Here is a 19669-nt window from a genome sequence, read left to right as displayed (position 1 = left end):
TCCCCTGTGGAATGAAGCCCGGGGTGCCTTTGAGGAATTCGTATGTCACGAATCGTTATTGTAGGTGGCGGTGCCGCAGGCTTAGAGTTATCAACTCTATTAGCAAAAACCGTACGTAAAGAAGATGAAATTATTCTTGTAGAACCAGAAACGCATCACTTCTGGAAACCTCGCTTGCATGAAATTGCAGCAGGTACTTTTGATAGCGACTTAGATACAGTTTGTTATTTCACCCATGGTGCACGTCATGGCTATCAACATTACCAAGCCGCGATGACAGATATTGATCGTGATAATAAAATGCTTTCTGTTCGTCGTCCTGATGGTACAGAAGCGGCTTTAAAATACGATTATCTTGTTATTGCGATTGGTGCGGTAAGTAACGACTTTAATACCACTGGTGCAAAAGATCATTGCTTATTCCTAGATTCAGCAAGTCAAGCGCGTCAAGCATGGCATCAAGTTAGCCTGATCCTTCGTGCAAGTGAAGATCGCTCAGTAAATATTGTTGGTGCTGGTGCGACTGGTGTAGAGCTTGCAGCAGAGCTTGCTCGTGTTAGCCAGAAACTTCAACGCTATAATGGTGCGCCACTGCATATCAACTTGATTGAAGCTGCAGGTCGTGTATTACCAAATAGCCCTGAAAAAATGTCGGAAAAAGTACAAAAAGAGCTTGAGCGTAATAACGTGAATGTTCTTCTTGATACACGTATTCGTGAAGTCACTGATAAAGGTATGCTAACAGTTGATAACCGTGAATTAAACGCTGACGTACAGTTCTGGGCTGCAGGTGTTAAAGCGCCGGATTGGCTAAACGGTATTGGCGGCTTAAGTTATAACCGTATGAACCAAATTCAGGTGAATGCTAATTTAACAACAACGGTTGATGACAGCATCTTCTCTTTAGGTGATTGTGCGTCAATCCCTCAGGCTGATGGCAGCTTTGTTCCACCTAAAGCACAAGCGGCTAACCGTGCGGCAGTTCACTTAGCAAAAAGCCTTGGTGGTATGCTACGTGGTAAACCACTAACTGACTTCGAATTTAAAGATGGCGGTATGGTTGTTGCTGTCGGTCACCATTTTGCAGTAGGTTCATTTGCACCTGGCTCAAAAATGGAAGGGAAAATGGTTCTTCAAGGACGTCTAATTCGTCGTCTATACGATACAATTTTCCGTCTCCACCAACGTACTGTTACGGGGATGTTTACTGTTTCACGCTTGATGATTGCAAAACGTCTTAAAGCTGTATTTAAACCTAACGGTATTTAATCGCTAGTTAAACTTCTCAATAATGGTCAATATACGAAATATATTGACCATTATTAAAAATTAATAACTTTAAAATATATTCATCTACTATTTTTATTAATAGTGTATTGTCACACCTTAAATTAATAAGTCTAATAATGCTAAAACTATTCGCTAAACTATTTAACCGAAATGATCGCCCTACCATCATTAACATTCACCCAGCCGTTAATCGTGGTATTACACCAACAAATAACACTTTAAATGGCGGTAAACTACAATGCCACTGTCGTTCAAATAAAGTGACAGTATCTTTAGAAGGTCAAACAGCACATAACCATATTTGTGGTTGTTCTAAATGTTGGAAACCTAAAGATGCACTATTTTCACAAGTCGCTGTTATTCCAAGAGATAAAGTAACAGTAACAGCAAATGCAGATAAATTAAAAGTTGTTGATGACGCAGCTGTGATTAAGCGTTTTGCGTGTAAAGACTGTGGTGTTCATATGTATGGTCGTATTAAAGATACTAACCACCCATTCTACGGCTTAGATTTTGTACATACTGAACTGTCAGCAGAGCAAGGCTGGTCTGAGCCTACTTTTGCAGCATTTGTATCATCTCTAATTGAAGCAGGCGTTGACCCTAAAGAAATGGGTGCAATCCGTTCTCGTATTGAAGAATTAGGTATGGAATCTTACGATTGCTTATCACCTGCATTAATGGATGCCATTGCTGCCCATGTTGCACAACAAAAGAAGTAATAATAAAAAATTGATTATTCCTAATCAGTAATAATCATTTACTGTAAAACAGATTGTTTAAATCTAATAAAACTTTAGAATACTTCCATTCGCTAATTATTATTTAATTAACGAATAGAAAAATAAAAAATAACACTCTAACTCTACATTTAATTATAAATAATATAAGAGCATCTTTATGTCTATTAAATTACACCCATCAATTGATAATGGCTTTATTGCAACTAAAGAAAACTTTGTTGGTGGCGTATTAAGTTGTAAATGTGACACAAATACAGTACGTGTTAAACTTTCAGGTCAAACAGCACATAACCACGCTTGTGGTTGTTCTAAGTGCTGGAAGCCAGAAGGCGCAGTTTTCTCTCAAATCGCTGTTATTTCTCGTGACAACGTTGAAGTTATTGCAAACGCAGACAAACTCGTTGTTGTTGACCAAAATGCAGCAATCAAACGTCACGCTTGTAAAGAATGTGGTGTTCACATGTACGGCCGTATCGAAGATACTAACCACCCATTCCACGGTTTAGACTTTGTTCACACAGAGCTATCAACTGACGAAGGTTGGTCTGCTCCTGAATTTGCAGCATTTGTTTCTTCTATCATCGAAACTGGTACTGATCCAAAAGATATGGATGCAATCCGTGCTCGTCTAAACGAACTAGGCCTTAAGCCATACGATTGCCTATCTCCAGCACTAATGGATGCAATCGCAACTCACGTTTACGCACAAAACCATAAAAGTGCATAAGCGATAAAATAAATCCAATAACGTTTGAAGCACATGTAGACCATTCGGTTTACATGTGCTTTTTTATTTGCACTGAAAAAATAATTTAACGACACAATACGGCAATATTACTACCTCTAACATGCTAACAATCATGTCTATTCTTCTGTAGTTCAAATACTAAAGTACAACTTCATAACGCTTATAAAAAATAAAAAAAACTCTAATCACATACAATATTTCACTTTTTAGTCGTCTAATAATCATTACGTTGTTCATTTATACTCAAATTAAACGACACCCACGCATCACAAATCGTCATAAATACAATTACATAAGTTTTAAAAAAATAATTATAACAATAAAGACAAAATAACTAAGAATTCCTTTGAAACATAAACTACACTAGCATGTAGTTATTCCATGCGTTTTAAAATTAATATTACGCTTTTAAATTTCGCTATTATCATGGGAATATCAATAACCATTTACTGTAAGACAGATTGTTTAAATCTAATAAAAATTTAGAATAATTTTGTTCTTTAATTAACGAATAAAATAACACCCTAACCCTACATTCAATTATAAATAATATAAGAGCATCTTTATGTCTATTAAATTACACCCATCAATTGATAATGGTTTTGTTGCAACTAAAGAAAATTTTGCTGGTGGCGTATTAAGCTGTAAATGTGATACGAATACAGTTCGAGTTAAACTTTCTGGTCAAACAGCACATAACCATGCTTGTGGCTGTTCTAAATGCTGGAAGCCAGAAGGCGCAGTTTTCTCTCAAGTCGCTGTTATTTCTCGTGACAACGTTGAAGTTGCTGCAAATGAAGACAAGCTCGTTGTTGTTGACCAAAATGCAGCAATCAAACGTCACGCTTGTAAAGAATGTGGTGTTCACATGTACGGCCGTATCGAAGATACTAACCACCCATTCCACGGTTTAGACTTCGTTCACACTGAACTATCAACTGACGAAGGTTGGTCTGCTCCTGCGTTTGCAGCATTTGTTTCTTCTATCATCGAAACTGGTACTGATCCAAAAGATATGGATGCAATCCGTGCTCGTCTAAACGAACTAGGCCTTAAACCATACGATTGCCTATCTCCAGCACTAATGGATGCAATCGCAACTCACGTTTATGCACAAAATCATAAAAGTGTATAAACGATAAAATAAATCCAATAACGTTTAAGACACATGTAAACCATTCGGTTTGCATGTGCTTTTTTATTTGCACTAAACAAAATAAGTTAACCACACGAAATTGTATTATTACCGTTTCTAACACGTAAACAATTATGTCTATCTTTTTTTAAATCGAGTACCAGAGTACAAATTCATAACACTTTATAAAAATAAACAGCGCCTATAACGATACAAAACACTTATACCTTCTAGTCGTACAACTTAATCAAGTCGTTCATTCACATTCAAAGAACCCAATCCTACGATTATAAAAAATAACAACATATTCAATAAGATAGGACTTCCTTGTGATATTTATAACAATAAAAATAGAATAATTAAAAATTCCTATAAAACATAGTCTACAATAGCGTATAGTTCTTTACTAATATTTAATGTTAATTTTATGCTTTTAAAGGAAATGATAATTTTGACTATTACTACTTGGTAATAATCATTTTCCATATCGTGGGATTATCAATAAGCAAGAAATAAATATAATGGTTCCATCAAGACGACATGAGCAATATCGTTTAATTGTCGTAATTTAATAATAATTATCGCCAATCAAGTTGGCTTAACAGAGTGATTTAACGATGACTGATAAATTTATCAAATCTAAAGCAGCGATTGCATGGGGTCCAAAACAACCGCTTTCAATTGAAGAAGTAGATGTAATGTTACCTCGTGCAGGTGAAGTTCTAGTTCGCATCGTAGCAACAGGCGTATGTCACACTGACGCTTTCACACTATCAGGCGATGATCCAGAAGGTATTTTCCCTGCAATTCTTGGTCACGAAGGTGGCGGTATTGTTGAAATGATTGGTGAAGGTGTTACTGATCTTCAAGTTGGTGACCACGTTATCCCACTTTACACAGCAGAATGTGGTAAGTGTAAGTACTGTCTATCTGGCAAAACAAACCTTTGTCAGGCTGTACGTGAAACTCAAGGTAAAGGCTTGATGCCAGACGGCACAACTCGTTTCTACAAAGATGGTCAACCTATCTTCCATTACATGGGTTGTTCAACATTCTCTGAGTACACTGTTCTTCCTGAGATTTCTTTAGCTAAAATTAGCAAAGAAGCACCACTAGAAGAAGTATGTCTACTAGGTTGTGGCGTAACAACGGGTATGGGTGCGGTACTTAATACAGCTAAGGTTGAAGAAGGTAGCACTGTTGCTGTATTCGGTCTTGGTGGTATCGGTCTAGCAGCTATTATTGGTGCAACTATGGCAAAAGCAAGCCGCATCATCGCTGTTGATATCAACGAAGAAAAATTCGAATTAGCACGTAAGCTTGGTGCTACTGACTGCATCAACCCAATGAAGTTCGACAAGCCAATTCAAGAAGTGATTGTTGAATTGACTGACGGCGGCGTTGATTACTCTTTCGAGTGTATCGGTAACGTAAACGTAATGCGTTCAGCACTTGAGTGTTGTCACAAAGGTTGGGGCGAATCAGTAATCATCGGTGTTGCTGGTGCAGGTCAAGAGATCTCAACTCGTCCATTCCAACTAGTAACAGGTCGTGTATGGCGTGGTTCTGCATTCGGTGGCGTTAAAGGCCGTTCAGAGCTTCCAGGTATCGTTGATCGTTACATGGCTGGCGAATTCCAACTTGATGACTTTATCTCATTCAACATGGGCTTAGACAAAATCAACGAAGCATTCGACCTACTACACGAAGGTAAGAGCATCCGTACTATCATTCACTTTGATAAGTAATTTGCCTCTTATTTAAGCTATACCTTGTCTTCGCAACAACTGCTTGTTGCGAAGACAAGTGAGATGCATATATCTCAAACTTTGTTCAATACCATGCTATGGAATAGCACTTCCTCATTTAGCGAAAGTTATTATTAAACTTATTCTTACTGTCATTTTTTAAGACATCAGCTTATCGTTAATTGAGAATTGGCATTTGCCACGCTCTGGCACTTTGTGTCAGAGCGTTTTTTATTATAACTATTATATTTTTATTATTGCGCCATTTTTAATTTCTCAACGAACGTATAAGAGTTTCTAATGCATCGTAGATTACTAAAATCACTACCTTTTCAATTACTCATATCAGGGCTGTTAGCATGGGCATTAGCATCAGCATTGCCATTATCTGCAGGGTTTGAAAGCTCAACGACATTTAAATTATTAATGTTGACTAAGACAACCTATATTGGTTTGTTAAAAATGCTCGTTGGCGCCGTTGTTTTATTTTCTCTATTACGAGGAATTACAAGCATAGGCTCAACGCTTCGCCTAAAAGAACTTGGCTGTAAAACCATAGCCTTTTATGCATTTACTTCAACCCTCGCTATTGGCTTAGCATTAGGTACTTCATTATCATTGCCTAAATGGCCACAGCTTATTGATACCTCAACGGTAAAAGTTGGTGAACATGTTCAGCTAATTGATCAAACATCAGCGTCAGGCGGTGCGATTGTTGAAAAGTTATTTAACATGGCATTGGTCAATCCTTATCAGGCGCTTGCAACAACTAATTTACTTGCTATTGTTGTTTTTGCATTGTTATTAGGTATTGCACTATTAGCTAGCTTGCCTGAAGAGCATCCTGTTTTTGATGTGATTAATGGCGTGAATATGGCTGTTAACCGTGTTGTTTCGTGGATCATTAAGTTAGCACCATTAGCCGTATTTTCTATTGTTTTCCAGTTCACGCTGCAAAGCGGCAATGCCATCTTTGGTCAATTGGCTCTTTTTGCTTTATTGGTATTTACCCTAACGCTGATCCACGGTGGATTCGTACTACCGATTATCGCTAAGATTGCTACTGGAATTAAATTCAGCCATTTGTTTAAAGCTCTATCAGCGCCTATGGCAATGGCGTTTGCAACATCATCAAGCTCTGCTACCCTGCCTCTTTCAATGCAAACAGCAGAAGAAGAGCTTAATATTTCGCAGTCTACCAGCAGTATGGTACTGCCATTAGGCTCGATTATGAACATGGATGGTACTGCACTCTTTGAAGGCGTTGCTGCTATTTTTCTGGCTCAAATGTACGGTATCGATCTTGGTACTGGTGGTTTAATCATGATTTTCATCATGGCAATGGTCTCTTCCATTGGTGCACCGGGTATGCCATCAGGTTCTATGTCAGGTATGCAGTTAGTCTTACTGGCTGTAGGTATACCGCTAGAAGCAATCGCGATTTTATTGGTTATTGAACGTCCATTAGATACCTTTAGAACAGCCGTTAACGTTGAAGGTGATTTAATTGCCGCGCTTGTTATTGATAAATGGCAGAATAAATAACGTTAACTTCAGAATGGAAATGCATCATAATTGCACAATATTATGATGCAATTTTCGATTTTGACATGATAAGTCTCGTTACCTAACATAAGTGCTATTGAGATCACTCCCTATTTATATTTATCATTCTTAACATCATTGATTAGGTTAGGAAGTAAACTCCTATGTTATTTAATACAACTTAGGTTCAGAAATGGTTGATATATTTAAACGTATAGGGAAGCTTAAATACGATGTTATTTTAATAACTAATCGATTTTTTACTATACAGCTAAACAACAAGTAGGTTTAGAATGTTAAAACAATTACTTCACACCGTTTTTCATAGCCGAAAAGTTAATAAATCACGACAATTGCGCTCTCGTCTTGAATTTGTTATTCAACAAAACTTAGGTCAACGTGAAGCTCGATATAATAGAGAACAACGTTATTTTTTCGATTAATGATAGATATCATAATAAAAACATTTATCATTTAAATATCATAAATAAAACCGTCACTATTGAGATTGTAAATTATTTGTGAGTCTAAACAAAATATATTCATGTTTTACGTCATAAAACACCATTATCTTAATTCACATTAAAATTAGGCATATAAACCAACTTTAATCTATTTATGATATTTATAACTAAAAGGATGGTTAATCTCGATAATGAACGAGGCTTTTAATAACAGTCATTCTTTTTGGGTATATTATTTATATAAAGACGATGTGAATACTATTTTCTATTGCTTTAAATTATTATCAGCTAAGAATGTATACAGTTGTTAAACTGACATAGGAATAATTCTATGATTAAACAATTACTCGAATCTATGAAAAAGAAAAAGAAAAAAGAAAAAAAACAGCAAGCATTAAAAAATCGTCTTGATTTTGCAATGTCACAAAATACGGGTCATAAAACAAGCCATCAACATGAATAGCGTTTTTATGCTAAATCCATCATGAATGGCTTATCTATTCAGCTATATCTTCTCGCTTTTGCTTTAGCTATTACGATAAGTCGATTCACCAACACTTTTTCTTTCGTCAAATCTGCTTTTTTTAATTCTCGTAATATTCTATTTAACTCTGTTTCTAAATATTTTGCTGTTTTAGTTTTCACCATTGAACGAACAAGTTTTTCTGCATTATTAGGTAACGGTTGTTCAACTGCCCACAAAAAACTGTAGTTTAATTGTCCATTCTTACCGACTGCTGGCTGCTCTATTTCTACAGGCTCAGGCGCTGCTTGCATCTGCTCAAACCGTCCTAAACGTTGGTAATACCCTTGAACAATCGGCGATTTATTAAATGGTAACGTCCCTTCCAGATAAAGCTGAGGACCAATTTCTTGTGCAAGTGTCGCCTTCGATTCAAGAATAAACTGACTCGCGTTTTTATCTTTGCGAACATAAGTATCTTTTTTACTGTTCTCAACTGAATAGTAAATTTTAGCTTTATGTTTCGCACGCGTTATCGCGACATACGCCAAGCGTCGTTCTTCTTCCGTATCCGCTGAAATACCGACAGAAGATCGATTAACGTAAGGAAAAGCATCTTTATCCCAATACGGTAAATGTACTTGACTATACTCACAACCTTTCGCTCTGAATATCGTGGTTAATTGCACATTGCTTGTGGTGGATTCTGATTGGCGTAACGAATCAGAACGTTGCGTATAATACTCAAAATACTGAAGTGCTTTTTCACAATCTTGATCCATCGAAGCCAATACCGTTTCAACACTATCAAGTCGTTCAACCGCTTCTTCTATTTCTGATGCAGTCGCTTCTGTTTTCCAAATCCAATTATCTAACTCGCTATCACGACGATACTGACGATAAACATCTAATGCTTTAAAGCCCCCTTTACGGCGAAGCATCATTAATAATTCTACTCGTGATGTAAAATTATCAAGATTTAATGCTGGCTGTAACTTTTCCGTTTTCTTCACAACCTCTAACCACTGCTCAATTGGCGTATTAGCAAGCTCATCACATAACGGTCGCAAACTGGCATTTGGCACATAACAGTGTGGAAAAGACATCATATTAAAGACGAGTGTCGCTTTCTCATATGGTTGAAACTGATTGTAGCGCCCAGTGGCAAATCGCATCACATCAAGTAATAATTTCACTTCTCGACTATTTGATAACACTGAGCCAACAGGCATATAAAAGGGAATATTTTTAGTTAAAAACGCTAATTCAAACAACATGGTTTGTGACCAACGGCGAACTAAAATCGCGACATCCGAAGGTGTTCCACCTTGTTCAATATATTCCGCAATAGATTGTGCTATCTCGCCGACTTGGCGCGCAGTTCCTATCACTTCTATAGGCGTATCAGCGACTGACTGATGGGAGATCGTTTGAAAATCGTGGAAACGTTGTTTGTTATTTGCAATCAAGTGACTCGCAGCTAACGCTAAGCTGTGACCAAAACGAAATGTATGTGACAGGCTATAGGTGGTTGCAGGCGTAAAATCCTGTTCAAAATTCAGCATAAATTGGGGAGCGCTGCCACGCCATTTATAAATGCACTGATCGACATCACCGACAGCAACTAATTGCGCTTGCTCACCGAGTAACAGCTTTAATAATCGATATTGCGCGGTGTTTATATCCTGAAATTCATCAACAACCATAAATTGAATTTGTTGATGATAGTAAACACGTAACGCCTCATTATTAGTCAGTAAATTAACACTTTCTACCAACCAATCATCGAAGAACAACTGTTTGCGCTCTTTACGAATAGTTTCGAAGTTCCAATACGCTTCAATAATAAAATGATATTCATCACTAATATCAGATAGCTCAAACACTTCCTTTGGCGGTAACATATGCGCTTTTACCAAGCCAATAAAACTCATCAATAATTCAATGGTGCGCGGATCTTTGAATGTTTGTTGCTTTTGGTACGACTTCTCTTGCGCTGCCATTTGACGCAAAATTTGTTTCGCGATGGTTTTATCACTTTCACCATTATTAAAATCAATTTGATAACCCGTCTCAGCTAAATAACCTGATTGACGTAATAATTGATAACAAAAACTGTGAAATGTATGCACGGGAACATTCACCCCGTGACTATTTCGCTCTAATTTAGCTTTAAAATCGGTGCGAATATCACGGTTAAACATCAACACCAACATGTTTTGTGGTGCAATTGTCGCTAATTTTTTCTCAACTAGCCCTACCAAGGTGGTGGTTTTACCCGTCCCCGCACCTGCAACACATAATGCATTACCAGATAGGTGATTAATAAAAGCCGTTTGTTCAGCTGTAAAGCTTGTCATGACAACACCACGTGATGGTAGATAAGTGAGTACGCGAGTATAACAATTCCTTAATTAGGTTTACATTCATTGCTGGTGATATATACAGCAGTTGAACAATACATATACCTAACCATTACCTATCAATCTGCTAATTGTGGCATTGCGCATAGTCTGTTGTTAAAATCTGCCCACTATAAGCCATAAAGACTTGGCTCACCTCTTTTAAAATTAGCTGTGTGCTCCACACCGAGAATAAACCCGTATGAATAAAAGCTTACTCACAAACCTTATTTCACTTATCTTGCTAGCTATTGGTTACCTTACAAACCAGCAAGTCATCCTTTATTGTGGCTTATTCGCATTCTCTGGTGCATTAACAAACTGGCTTGCCATTCATATGTTATTTGAAAAGGTACCTGGACTCTACGGTTCAGGAGTTATTCCAGCTCGTTTTGAAGAATTTAAAACAGCCATTAAAAACCTAATGATGGAGCAATTTTTTACCCAGGAAAACATTAGCCGCTTCCTTAATAAAGAAATGACAAGCTCAACCAATTTAAACTTGCAACCTGTGATCCAAAAAATTGATTTTGCTCCAGCTTACGATTCGTTACTTGATGTGATCATGAATTCACAATTTGGTGGCATGCTAACCATGATGGGTGGCGTAGAAGCACTCCAACCATTACGCGAACCTTTCATTGAAAAAATGCAGGATTCTGTTAACGAAATTAGCCAACAAGATGACTTTAAAGCGGCACTTAAAGATCAACTAGCTAAACCTGAATCACTCAATGATATCGAAGATACGATTGAAGAAATTATCGATCAACGCCTGAATGAATTAACCCCTAAAATGGTTAAAGAAATGGTACAAAAGATGATCAGTGAGCACTTAGGCTGGTTAGTGGTGTGGGGCGGTGTCTTTGGTGGTGTGATCGGTATTATCTCGGCATTTATCGCTGCATAAATTTTTCTCTCCCTGTTAATTAGAGCCTTAGTTAAGTTACTCCGACTTTACTAAGGCTTTTTTATCTCTTTTTTCTCATCGTCAACGCAATAACATACTTAACAGATAAATACTCCGTTTCGTTGTTTATTTATCCGAATAAACATAAAGCACATGCTAGAATTGTGATATTGGTTGAAATTTATGACCATATGATGATAAACACAACTGTATATAAACCCAGTTGGAATTTTCTTCTTGGCAAACTTTTCTACTCATTTCAGTGTTGCAGCCGTTGCTAGTGGTTTAACTGCTACCGCCTTCTTATCGGCTGATCATATTTCGCCCACGATGGCTATTTGGATGACATTTCTCGGCACCATTGGCGGCCTATTACCTGACATAGATTCAGATCATTCAACATCGATGAAAGCCTTGTTTAATATCTTGGCTGGTTTTTGCTGTTTTATTTTAATTAGTCATATTTATACTCAAGTGACGATGCTTGAGTTACTGCTTTATACCGCAGCGCTGTTTATTACTATTCGCTATATGGGAAAAGCGGTTTTTGAACGCCGAACAGTCCACCGCGGTTGCTGTCATTCAATTGCATTTGTTATGCTCATTGCTCTATGCTGCGTTCATGTAAGCTCTATCATTGGACATACTGCAGAAACCAGTTGGCTCGCAGGTGGATTTGTTCTTTTTGGTGGTTTTGTACATTTGTTGTTAGATGAGATTTACAGTGTTGATCTTTCCAACCAACGCCTAAAAAAATCATTCGGAACAGCATTAAAGCCCTTTTCCCTTAGCAATCCTCTCATTAGCTTGGCGCAAATTGCAGCAATTGTTTTACTTTTTACGACCGCACCGTCTTATCATAAAACATTGCATATTTTAACCAATTGGCATCACTTCAGGTTTAGTCCAGCATGGCTTAATTGGACTGATATTCAAGTATGGGTAAACCACTTTATCCATCAAGCACCACAAAAATTAAGCAGTATTCATCAGCTATTTTAAACATAGTCAAGGCGATAAACATCCCAATGTCTATCGCCTTTTTGTTTTATTCAAACCAAAGGCAAACGTTTGCTATTTTACTGGTAGTCACCTACTTAACCTTGTATTATGCGATGACGATGATTGATAACGATGTGATTTTATTCATGTCATTATCCTTCTGCATTTCTGCGTAATCTTTGAATAGGACTTTCACGATGAGCCTTGCCGATCAAGTTTTAGCTGTTAATGATGATCTCCCTATCCGTACTGATAAACCCGTTCATAGCGGTAAGGTACGCTCTGTTTACTGGCTTACAGAAGCTGACAGTCAACGTTTGATTAAAGAAAAAGGCTATAACGTCCAACCCGACGCACCGCTCGCTATTATGGTGATCAGTGACCGTATCTCTGCTTTTGATTGTATCTGGCACGGAGAAGGAGGACTTAAAGGAGTCCCTGGAAAAGGTGCTGCGTTAAATGCGATATCTAATCACTGGTTTCAATTATTTAAAGATAATGGATTAGCCGATAGCCATATTCTTGATATCCCCCACCCTTTTGTTTGGATTGTACAAAAAGCAAAACCCGTTATGGTTGAAGCCATTTGTCGCCAATACATTACAGGTTCAATGTGGCGAGCATACAGCAAAGGTGAACGTCATTTCTGTGGTATAGAATTACCTGAAGGGCTAGAAAAAGATCAAAAGCTCCCTGAACTACTCATGACACCATCAACCAAAGGTATTCTAACAGGCATTCCGAATGTTCCTGAAGCCGATGATGTCAATGTAACTCGTGATGATCTAGTCAGCAATTTCGCTGCATTCAACTTCCGTAATACTGATGACATTACCCAGTATGAAACGTTATTGGCAGAAGGGTTTAATGTTATCAGTGATGCACTCGCAAACATTGATCAAATCTTTGTTGATACTAAATTTGAATTTGGCTATGTAACAGATGCTAGTGGCAACGAAAAACTCATTTACATGGATGAAGTGGGTACACCCGATTCGTCTCGTATCTGGGATGGCGCAGCATACCGCGATAGTCAAATTGTCGAAAACTCAAAAGAAGATTTCCGCCAAGTACTGCTTAATACCTTTCCAGAACCAGATATTTTATTAAATAAAGATCGTATGGAAGAACGCTTTGCTCTAGCTAGTGGCAACGAATTACCGCAAGAAGTACTAATGCAAATATCGCGTGTTTATACCGGTATTGCCGAAAAAATCACAGGGAAAAAGATTACATTAAGCAAAAATCCTAAAGCTGAAATTATTAATATTTTACGTAATGAATATCAGCTTATTGATTAAGCCTTAAAAATTGTAACTCTTAATAAAAATAGGCATTCATATAATGCCTATTTTTTCACCAGAAACCTTATTAATGCTATTCATATTCCCAGCAGCAATTAATTGCTATAACACAATCCCACATGCACATTCAAGTAACGATTAACACAACTTTGCTTTGGTTTTATTACAATCACACAATAAGCAATACAATCACTAATAACCCCTACCCACCTAAAATGAAATATTTTGTTATATTTTTTAATATTTGAACTTATTATGCCTTTTGTTATTAAAGTATACGGTCAAAATCAAAAAACACTTTAAAACATAGGGATAACTCTAAAGTATTAATTGAATTGTATGTAGTGGTTACTTTATGATCGCAATATAAATAGATTTAATAAAAATATTTATAACTACTCATTTTTAAAATTAGGAGGTTGTATGAGCAGTGCGACTGATCAGGAAACCAAGCAAATTCGTAGCCGAGAATGGAAGATGTTCATTTTTATCGTCGTCTTTTTATTTCCAATTCTCAGCGTCATCTTTGTCGGGGGCTACGGCTTTACCGTTTGGATGCTTCAACTATTCGTATTTGGTCCACCAGGACATGGCGGTTAATCCCTAATTAATCACCGTTAGCATCATATAAGAGAATCTATAATGAAATCATTTTTGCTTAAAGCTTGGCAGACTTTATCACGTCCAAGCGTTCATATTAGCCTAGGTGTATTAACCCTTGGCGGCTTTATTGCTGGCGTTATTTTCTGGGGTGGTTTTAATACTGCACTAGAAGCAACCAATACCGAAGAGTTCTGTGTTGGTTGTCACGCTGAAAACGTTGCACCTGAATACGCAAACACTATTCATGACAAAAACCGTTCTGGTGTTCGTGCAACTTGTCCTGACTGTCACGTTCCACACGACTGGACAGATAAAATCGCGCGTAAAATTCAAGCAAGTAAAGAAGTCTTCGCTCACGTAGCTGGCTTCATTGATACCCCTGAAAAATTTGAAGAGCGCCGTATTGTTCTGGCTCAACATGAGTGGGAACGCTTTAAAGCGAATGGCTCTCAGGAATGTCGAGACTGTCATGACTACAAAGGGATGGACTTTACTAAGATGTCTCCTGTTGCTCGTGTTCAAATGAAGAATGCGGCAGAGCGTGATCAAAGCTGTGTGGACTGTCACAAAGGTATTGCTCACCACCTACCGAAAGATATGGATACCAGTGGTGGCATGATCTCAGAGTTAGTACAGCTATCTCACGATACTAAGTATAACAAAGGCGAAGAAGTGTATAGCGTGCGTTTCCTTCCTGTTTATGAAGATAAAGACATGAAGGTAGAAGCTGGCCTATTAAATCCTGCTTCTGGCGTAAAAGTTATTGATGAAACTGACAACGCAGTTGAAGTTGAAATTGCAGGTTGGCGTAAAGACAAGGGCTATGGCCGAGTTATTCAAGAAGACTTCGGTATGAATATCCCTGTTGCATCGCTCCTAAAAGAATCTGCGCAAAACGACAAGGTTGTCGATAAATACGAAGAGAAAGTTGATGACCTAACAGGTCTTCCTTGGCAACGTGTAACAGCAAAAGTCTGGATGCCAAAAGACTCGCTTGTTAATGACATCACGCCAGTTTGGGAAAAAGCGAAATCAGCTTACACCACTAACTGTTCAGTTTGTCACACTCAACCTGCTGAAAGCCACTTCGATGCCAATACTTGGCCTGGAATGTTCAACGGTATGTTAGCGTTCGTTAACTTTGACCGTGATAGTGAAGCCGTGGTGCGTAAATACCTTCAGAAGCACTCTTCTGATTTTTCTGACGCACAACACTAAGTATTGATGGAGTAAAAATAAATATGTCTGTATCAAGAAGAAGTTTTCTTAAAGGCCTTGCAACAACAAGTGCTGCTTCTGTTATCGGTCCTAGCCTACTCGCATCATCAAAAGTGTTTGCAGACGATCAAATTGGTCAAGGTACATGGCGTTACTCCGGCTCACACTGGGGCGCTTTCCGCGCCCATATCTATGCCGGTAAAGTACAAGAAATCGAAGCGATTGAAATAGATAAAAACCCAACCGAAATGCTAAAAGGCATTAAGGGCGTAATCTACAATCCATCTCGTGTACGCTACCCTATGGTGCGTTTAGATTGGCTTAAGAAACATAAGTTTAGTGGTGAAACTCGCGGTAATAACCGTTTTATCCGTGTTACATGGGATGAAGCATTAGATTTGTTCTATCGTGAACTGGAACGTATTCAAAAAGATTACGGTCCATGGGCATTGCATGCAGGCCAAACGGGTTGGCGTCAAACGGGTCAGTTCCACAGCTGTACCAGCCACATGCAACGTGCTGTGGGTATGCATGGTAACTACATCACTAAAGTAGGCGACTACTCAACAGGTGCTGGTCAAACCATCATGCCATACGTGCTCGGCTCAACAGAAGTTTACGCACAAGGTACTTCTTGGTCTGAAATCCTTGAACACAGTAAAAATGTGGTGCTATGGGCAAACGATCCGGTGAAAAACCTACAGGTAGGTTGGAACTGTGAAACTCACGAATCTTTCCCATACCTAGCGAAACTGAAAGAGAAAGTAGATAACGGTGAGATCAATGTGATCTCTGTCGATCCGGTTAAGAATAAGACCCAACGTTACCTAAACAACAAACACCTATACATTAATCCACAAACCGATGTGGCATTTATGTTAGGTGTAGCGCATACCCTGTACAACGAGAACCTTTACGATAAAGAGTTCATCAAGATGTACTGTCTTGGTTTCGATGAGTTCATTGGTTACGTAAAAGGCGAAACCAAAGACAAGGTTGAGAAAACGCCTGAATGGGCTGCTGAGATCTGTGGCGTACCAGCCGATCAAATTAAAGATTTTGCCCGTATGCTGGTTAAAGAGCGTACTCAAATTCTGTTTGGTTGGTGTATTCAACGTCAAGAGCACGGTGAGCAGCCATACTGGATGGGTGCGGTTATTGCCGCGATGGTTGGTCAAATCGGTCTTCCTGGCGGTGGTATTTCGTATGGTCACCACTACTCTGGTATCGGTGTACCTTCAACAGGCTTTGCTGCACCAGGTGGCTTCCCTCGTAACGTCGATGAAGGTCAAAAGCCGAAATGGGATAACAATGATTTTAACGGTTACAGCCGCACTATCCCTGTTGCACGTTTCGTTGACTGTATTTTAGAGCCGGGCAAAGAAATTAAATACAATGGTTCAAAAGTTATTCTTCCTGATTACAAAATGATGGTGATCAGTGGTAACAACCCTTGGCATCACCACCAAGATCGTAACCGCATGAAGAAAGCGTTCCAAAAACTACAAACTGTTGTAACGATTGATTTTGCTTGGACAGCAACCTGTCGTTTCTCAGATATTGTACTGCCAGCATGTACCCAGTTTGAACGAAATGATATTGATGTTATGGGTTCATACAGTGGTCGTGGTTTACTGGCCATGCATAAACTGGTTGATCCGCTTTACCAATCTAAAACTGACTTTGAGATCTTTACAGAGCTGACACGTCGCTTTGGTAAGAACAACGAATACACTCGTGGCATGGATGAAATGCAATGGGTTCGCATGCTTTATAACGATTGTCGTAAAGCGAACAAGGGTAAGTTTGATATGCCCGAGTTTGATGTGTTCTGGCAACAAGGTTTCTTAGACTTTGGTACAGGTAAGCCTTGGGTACGTCATGCTGATTTCCGTCAAGATCCTGAAATTAATGCTCTAGGTACACCATCAGGCTTTATTGAAATCACCAGCCGTAAGATTGGTCGTTACAAATACGAACACTGTCAAGAGCACCCAATGTGGTTTGAAAAAACAGAACGTTCTCACGGTGGTCCAGGTTCTGATAAACACCCATTCTGGCTGCAGTCTTGTCACCCAGATAAGCGCTTACATTCACAAATGTGTGAATCGGAAGAGTTCCGTGCAACTTACACTGTACAAGGTCGTGAACCTGTTTACATCAACCCTCAAGATGCTGCTGAAAAAGGTATTAAAGATGGCGATGTGGTACGTGTATTTAACGACCGTGGTCAGCTATTAGCTGGAGCAGTGCTGACTGACAGCTACCCTCGCGGTATTGTTCGTATCGAAGAAGGTGCATGGTATGGCCCTCTTAACGAAAAAATTGGTGCGATCGACACTTATGGCGATCCAAACACTCTTACTATCGATATTCCAACATCAGAGTTAGCGCAGGCAACAAGCGCACAAACATGTATTGTGAACTTCGAGAAGTTTAAAGGTGAGCTACCACCAGTTACCTCGTTCGGTGGTCCAATTGAAGTAAGCTAATTACCATTAGTGTCTGAATAACCTTAAGCCCTAACCTGTCTGTTAGGGCTTTTTTTTACTCTTAAATTTGGTAAAACTTTACTCTTGTAGATACTTATTCTTGAAAGAGGTAAAGCAATTCAATCATTCAATAGCAATAATCAATGTCAGATATTACGAAAGAGTTATGAGTAATAGTAAAGAAGAAAGTAATAGTGATTTGAGCTATTTTATGCGCTAGCAGGCTAATTCCGGCAGCACTACCAAAAGACCCGTCAGCTCAGGGCGGGTCATAAAAGCATCTTATCGAATAGAAGATTTCAGCTCTTTACACCACGCATTTGCAGGCCATATACCGTACGTCTGCACTTCTTTTTTACCTTTATTCCACTGATTAATAGGATCTTTCCAAACGACTTCACATCTATTACTTGAAAAAACACCTGGCAACTTAATAGATAACCGAACATCTACGGCATCTTTAGGTAAATAAACTGAAGCACTTTGTGGTGCAGGGAAAGCACCAGATTTGTGCTGAATATTTTTATTCGTTACTGTCTTATATGCTACTTGCCACTTGGTTATATACGTACTACCGGGCTTACTATTGATGATGAGTTCTAACTGATTAATTGGTTGAGTCCAATTATTAATTGGACGTTTACCGTCAATTGAAGTAAACGTAAAAGCAACAGGAACCAGATCACCGATTTCATCTCTTGTTGCTGGGAATTTAGTTGCAGTAACAGAATTACTGCCTTTTTCAGAAATTAATTTTGGAGTAAGACCAATTTGATCTTTCTTTGGTGAGGCCATATTCACTGAGGTTACGATACTGTACTGACCTTCGTCGTCGTTGCTCGCAATAGCAACACCACGACTAGCCCATTTTACCCCACTGATATAGCCAAACCCTTGAGAAATATCTCCGGTTTCATGGTCAATATACGGTGTTTTTTCGGCTGCACTTTTTATAATATCCCATTTATCAGCAACTAAACCATAAGGATTATTAGTATACGCTTCTACCGCAATAATATACGTCGCAGCTAAACTTTTCGCTTTTGAAAAAACCCAAGAGTGTTCCATTCCAACGTCTACTTTAACCCCTGAGTTAGGATCTAAGTATCCACCGTCAACTTTTACTTCACTGCTATTTTTAGATGTGTTTTTTGATGAGAACTCCCATTTTTCATCTTTACGTTTAGTCAGAAAATAAACAGGGTCATCAACCATATCTGTACTAACTAAAGTAAATTCACCGGTGAGATAGTTTAAATAACCAATGGCACCAACTTGAATGGAAGGATCGTTACTCCAGTTTGCAAACGTATTTTCTTTTGAGCTTCTCATCAAATTCGTGAGTTCTTGATTCCAAAATGATGAGTCATCAGCAGAAAATACAGAACCAGACGAGAGTAAAATAAAAAGAGTAAGTCCTGTTTTTTTTAATATTTTCATAGCGTCCTAGTCTCATAGACATAAAAGTTTAAAGCTAAACTTTCAAGTTAAGTAGAACATAGACAGTCATCAGCAGCAGTGAACAGATAGCTTACTGTTTATTCCTGTCTATACTTTCTGAAACATATTCTTCGACATCCCCAATCTCTTTACTTGTTGTTT

The 19669-nt window shown here is 38.4% G+C and carries 17 protein-coding genes; 15 read left to right on the top strand and 2 right to left on the bottom strand.

The window, feature by feature from the left end; translation table 11 throughout:
• Positions 1-42 precede the first annotated feature (42 nt).
• The 8 genes from BTO08_RS03880 to BTO08_RS22480 all read left to right on the top strand — a co-directional run bounded on the left by BTO08_RS03880 (position 43) and on the right by BTO08_RS22480 (position 8136).
• Complete coding sequence (locus BTO08_RS03880) at positions 43-1269, top strand: NAD(P)/FAD-dependent oxidoreductase (protein WP_105059972.1); 1227 nt, start codon at positions 43-45, stop codon at positions 1267-1269.
• Between the two features lie 137 nt (positions 1270-1406).
• A complete protein-coding gene (gene gfa, locus BTO08_RS03875) occupies positions 1407-2012 on the top strand; it encodes an S-(hydroxymethyl)glutathione synthase (protein ID WP_105059971.1) in 606 nt (201 codons plus the stop codon).
• Between the two features lie 178 nt (positions 2013-2190).
• Positions 2191-2760, top strand: coding sequence for an S-(hydroxymethyl)glutathione synthase (gene gfa / locus BTO08_RS03870; RefSeq protein ID WP_105059970.1), 570 nt, complete (start codon positions 2191-2193; stop codon positions 2758-2760).
• A 586-nt stretch (positions 2761-3346) separates the two neighbouring features.
• The gene (gfa, locus tag BTO08_RS03865; RefSeq protein ID WP_105059969.1) at positions 3347-3916 is read left to right on the top strand and encodes an S-(hydroxymethyl)glutathione synthase; all 570 of its coding nucleotides are present in this window, start codon (positions 3347-3349) and stop codon (positions 3914-3916) included.
• Between the two features lie 617 nt (positions 3917-4533).
• The gene (locus BTO08_RS03860) at positions 4534-5664 is read left to right on the top strand and encodes an S-(hydroxymethyl)glutathione dehydrogenase/class III alcohol dehydrogenase (protein ID WP_045084348.1); all 1131 of its coding nucleotides are present in this window, start codon (positions 4534-4536) and stop codon (positions 5662-5664) included.
• A 300-nt stretch (positions 5665-5964) separates the two neighbouring features.
• A complete protein-coding gene (locus BTO08_RS03855; protein ID WP_105059968.1) occupies positions 5965-7209 on the top strand; it encodes a dicarboxylate/amino acid:cation symporter in 1245 nt (414 codons plus the stop codon).
• Between the two features lie 293 nt (positions 7210-7502).
• On the top strand, positions 7503-7652 hold the full coding sequence (locus tag BTO08_RS22290) for a hypothetical protein (protein WP_198038407.1): 150 nt from the start codon (positions 7503-7505) through the stop codon (positions 7650-7652).
• A 352-nt stretch (positions 7653-8004) separates the two neighbouring features.
• A complete protein-coding gene (locus BTO08_RS22480; RefSeq protein ID WP_277949254.1) occupies positions 8005-8136 on the top strand; it encodes a hypothetical protein in 132 nt (43 codons plus the stop codon).
• Between the two features lie 38 nt (positions 8137-8174).
• On the opposite strand, the gene BTO08_RS03850 is transcribed toward BTO08_RS22480, so the two are convergent.
• On the bottom strand, positions 8175-10496 hold the full coding sequence (locus BTO08_RS03850; RefSeq protein ID WP_105059967.1) for an ATP-dependent helicase: 2322 nt from the start codon (positions 10494-10496) through the stop codon (positions 8175-8177).
• Between the two features lie 244 nt (positions 10497-10740).
• On the opposite strand from BTO08_RS03850, the gene BTO08_RS03845 reads away from it, so the two are divergent.
• The 7 genes from BTO08_RS03845 to torA all read left to right on the top strand — a co-directional run bounded on the left by BTO08_RS03845 (position 10741) and on the right by torA (position 18067).
• The gene (locus BTO08_RS03845) at positions 10741-11448 is read left to right on the top strand and encodes a hypothetical protein (RefSeq protein WP_045084351.1); all 708 of its coding nucleotides are present in this window, start codon (positions 10741-10743) and stop codon (positions 11446-11448) included.
• 237 nt (positions 11449-11685) lie between these two features.
• Entirely contained in the window at positions 11686-12450 is a 765-nt protein-coding gene (locus BTO08_RS03840) for a metal-dependent hydrolase (RefSeq protein ID WP_005368452.1), read from the top strand.
• Between the two features lie 26 nt (positions 12451-12476).
• Positions 12477-12626: a hypothetical protein gene (locus tag BTO08_RS22285; protein WP_198038406.1), complete on the top strand. Its 150-nt coding sequence runs from the start codon at positions 12477-12479 to the stop codon at positions 12624-12626.
• A gap of 21 nt (positions 12627-12647) precedes the next feature.
• The gene (locus BTO08_RS03835; protein WP_105059966.1) at positions 12648-13751 is read left to right on the top strand and encodes a phosphoribosylaminoimidazolesuccinocarboxamide synthase; all 1104 of its coding nucleotides are present in this window, start codon (positions 12648-12650) and stop codon (positions 13749-13751) included.
• Between the two features lie 426 nt (positions 13752-14177).
• Complete coding sequence (torE, locus tag BTO08_RS03830) at positions 14178-14354, top strand: trimethylamine N-oxide reductase system protein TorE (protein WP_105059965.1); 177 nt, start codon at positions 14178-14180, stop codon at positions 14352-14354.
• Between the two features lie 42 nt (positions 14355-14396).
• Complete coding sequence (gene torC, locus BTO08_RS03825; RefSeq protein WP_105059964.1) at positions 14397-15575, top strand: pentaheme c-type cytochrome TorC; 1179 nt, start codon at positions 14397-14399, stop codon at positions 15573-15575.
• A gap of 23 nt (positions 15576-15598) precedes the next feature.
• The gene (gene torA / locus BTO08_RS03820) at positions 15599-18067 is read left to right on the top strand and encodes a trimethylamine-N-oxide reductase TorA (protein ID WP_105059963.1); all 2469 of its coding nucleotides are present in this window, start codon (positions 15599-15601) and stop codon (positions 18065-18067) included.
• A gap of 282 nt (positions 18068-18349) precedes the next feature.
• Here the strand turns inward: torA and BTO08_RS03815 are convergent, their stop codons facing one another.
• Complete coding sequence (locus tag BTO08_RS03815; RefSeq protein ID WP_105059962.1) at positions 18350-19507, bottom strand: hypothetical protein; 1158 nt, start codon at positions 19505-19507, stop codon at positions 18350-18352.
• Between the last annotated feature and the right edge of the window lie 162 nt (positions 19508-19669).

It is taken from the genome of Photobacterium angustum (assembly GCF_002954615.1).
GTDB classification, from domain to species: domain Bacteria; phylum Pseudomonadota; class Gammaproteobacteria; order Enterobacterales; family Vibrionaceae; genus Photobacterium; species Photobacterium angustum_A.
This window is presented reverse-complemented; position numbering and strand designations above follow the sequence as displayed.

Coding starts and splice junctions, on each gene's coding strand:
- BTO08_RS03850 (WP_105059967.1), bottom strand. CDS start 10,496: ATGACAAGCTTTACAGCTGAACAAACGGCTTTTATTAATCACCTATCT.
- BTO08_RS22480 (WP_277949254.1), top strand. CDS start 8,005: ATGATTAAACAATTACTCGAATCTATGAAAAAGAAAAAGAAAAAAGAA.
- gfa (WP_105059970.1), top strand. CDS start 2,191: ATGTCTATTAAATTACACCCATCAATTGATAATGGCTTTATTGCAACT.
- BTO08_RS22290 (WP_198038407.1), top strand. CDS start 7,503: ATGTTAAAACAATTACTTCACACCGTTTTTCATAGCCGAAAAGTTAAT.
- BTO08_RS22285 (WP_198038406.1), top strand. CDS start 12,477: ATGTCTATCGCCTTTTTGTTTTATTCAAACCAAAGGCAAACGTTTGCT.
- BTO08_RS03845 (WP_045084351.1), top strand. CDS start 10,741: ATGAATAAAAGCTTACTCACAAACCTTATTTCACTTATCTTGCTAGCT.
- BTO08_RS03860 (WP_045084348.1), top strand. CDS start 4,534: ATGACTGATAAATTTATCAAATCTAAAGCAGCGATTGCATGGGGTCCA.
- torE (WP_105059965.1), top strand. CDS start 14,178: ATGAGCAGTGCGACTGATCAGGAAACCAAGCAAATTCGTAGCCGAGAA.
- gfa (WP_105059971.1), top strand. CDS start 1,407: ATGCTAAAACTATTCGCTAAACTATTTAACCGAAATGATCGCCCTACC.
- torA (WP_105059963.1), top strand. CDS start 15,599: ATGTCTGTATCAAGAAGAAGTTTTCTTAAAGGCCTTGCAACAACAAGT.
- BTO08_RS03880 (WP_105059972.1), top strand. CDS start 43: ATGTCACGAATCGTTATTGTAGGTGGCGGTGCCGCAGGCTTAGAGTTA.
- gfa (WP_105059969.1), top strand. CDS start 3,347: ATGTCTATTAAATTACACCCATCAATTGATAATGGTTTTGTTGCAACT.
- BTO08_RS03835 (WP_105059966.1), top strand. CDS start 12,648: ATGAGCCTTGCCGATCAAGTTTTAGCTGTTAATGATGATCTCCCTATC.
- BTO08_RS03815 (WP_105059962.1), bottom strand. CDS start 19,507: ATGAAAATATTAAAAAAAACAGGACTTACTCTTTTTATTTTACTCTCG.
- torC (WP_105059964.1), top strand. CDS start 14,397: ATGAAATCATTTTTGCTTAAAGCTTGGCAGACTTTATCACGTCCAAGC.
- BTO08_RS03855 (WP_105059968.1), top strand. CDS start 5,965: ATGCATCGTAGATTACTAAAATCACTACCTTTTCAATTACTCATATCA.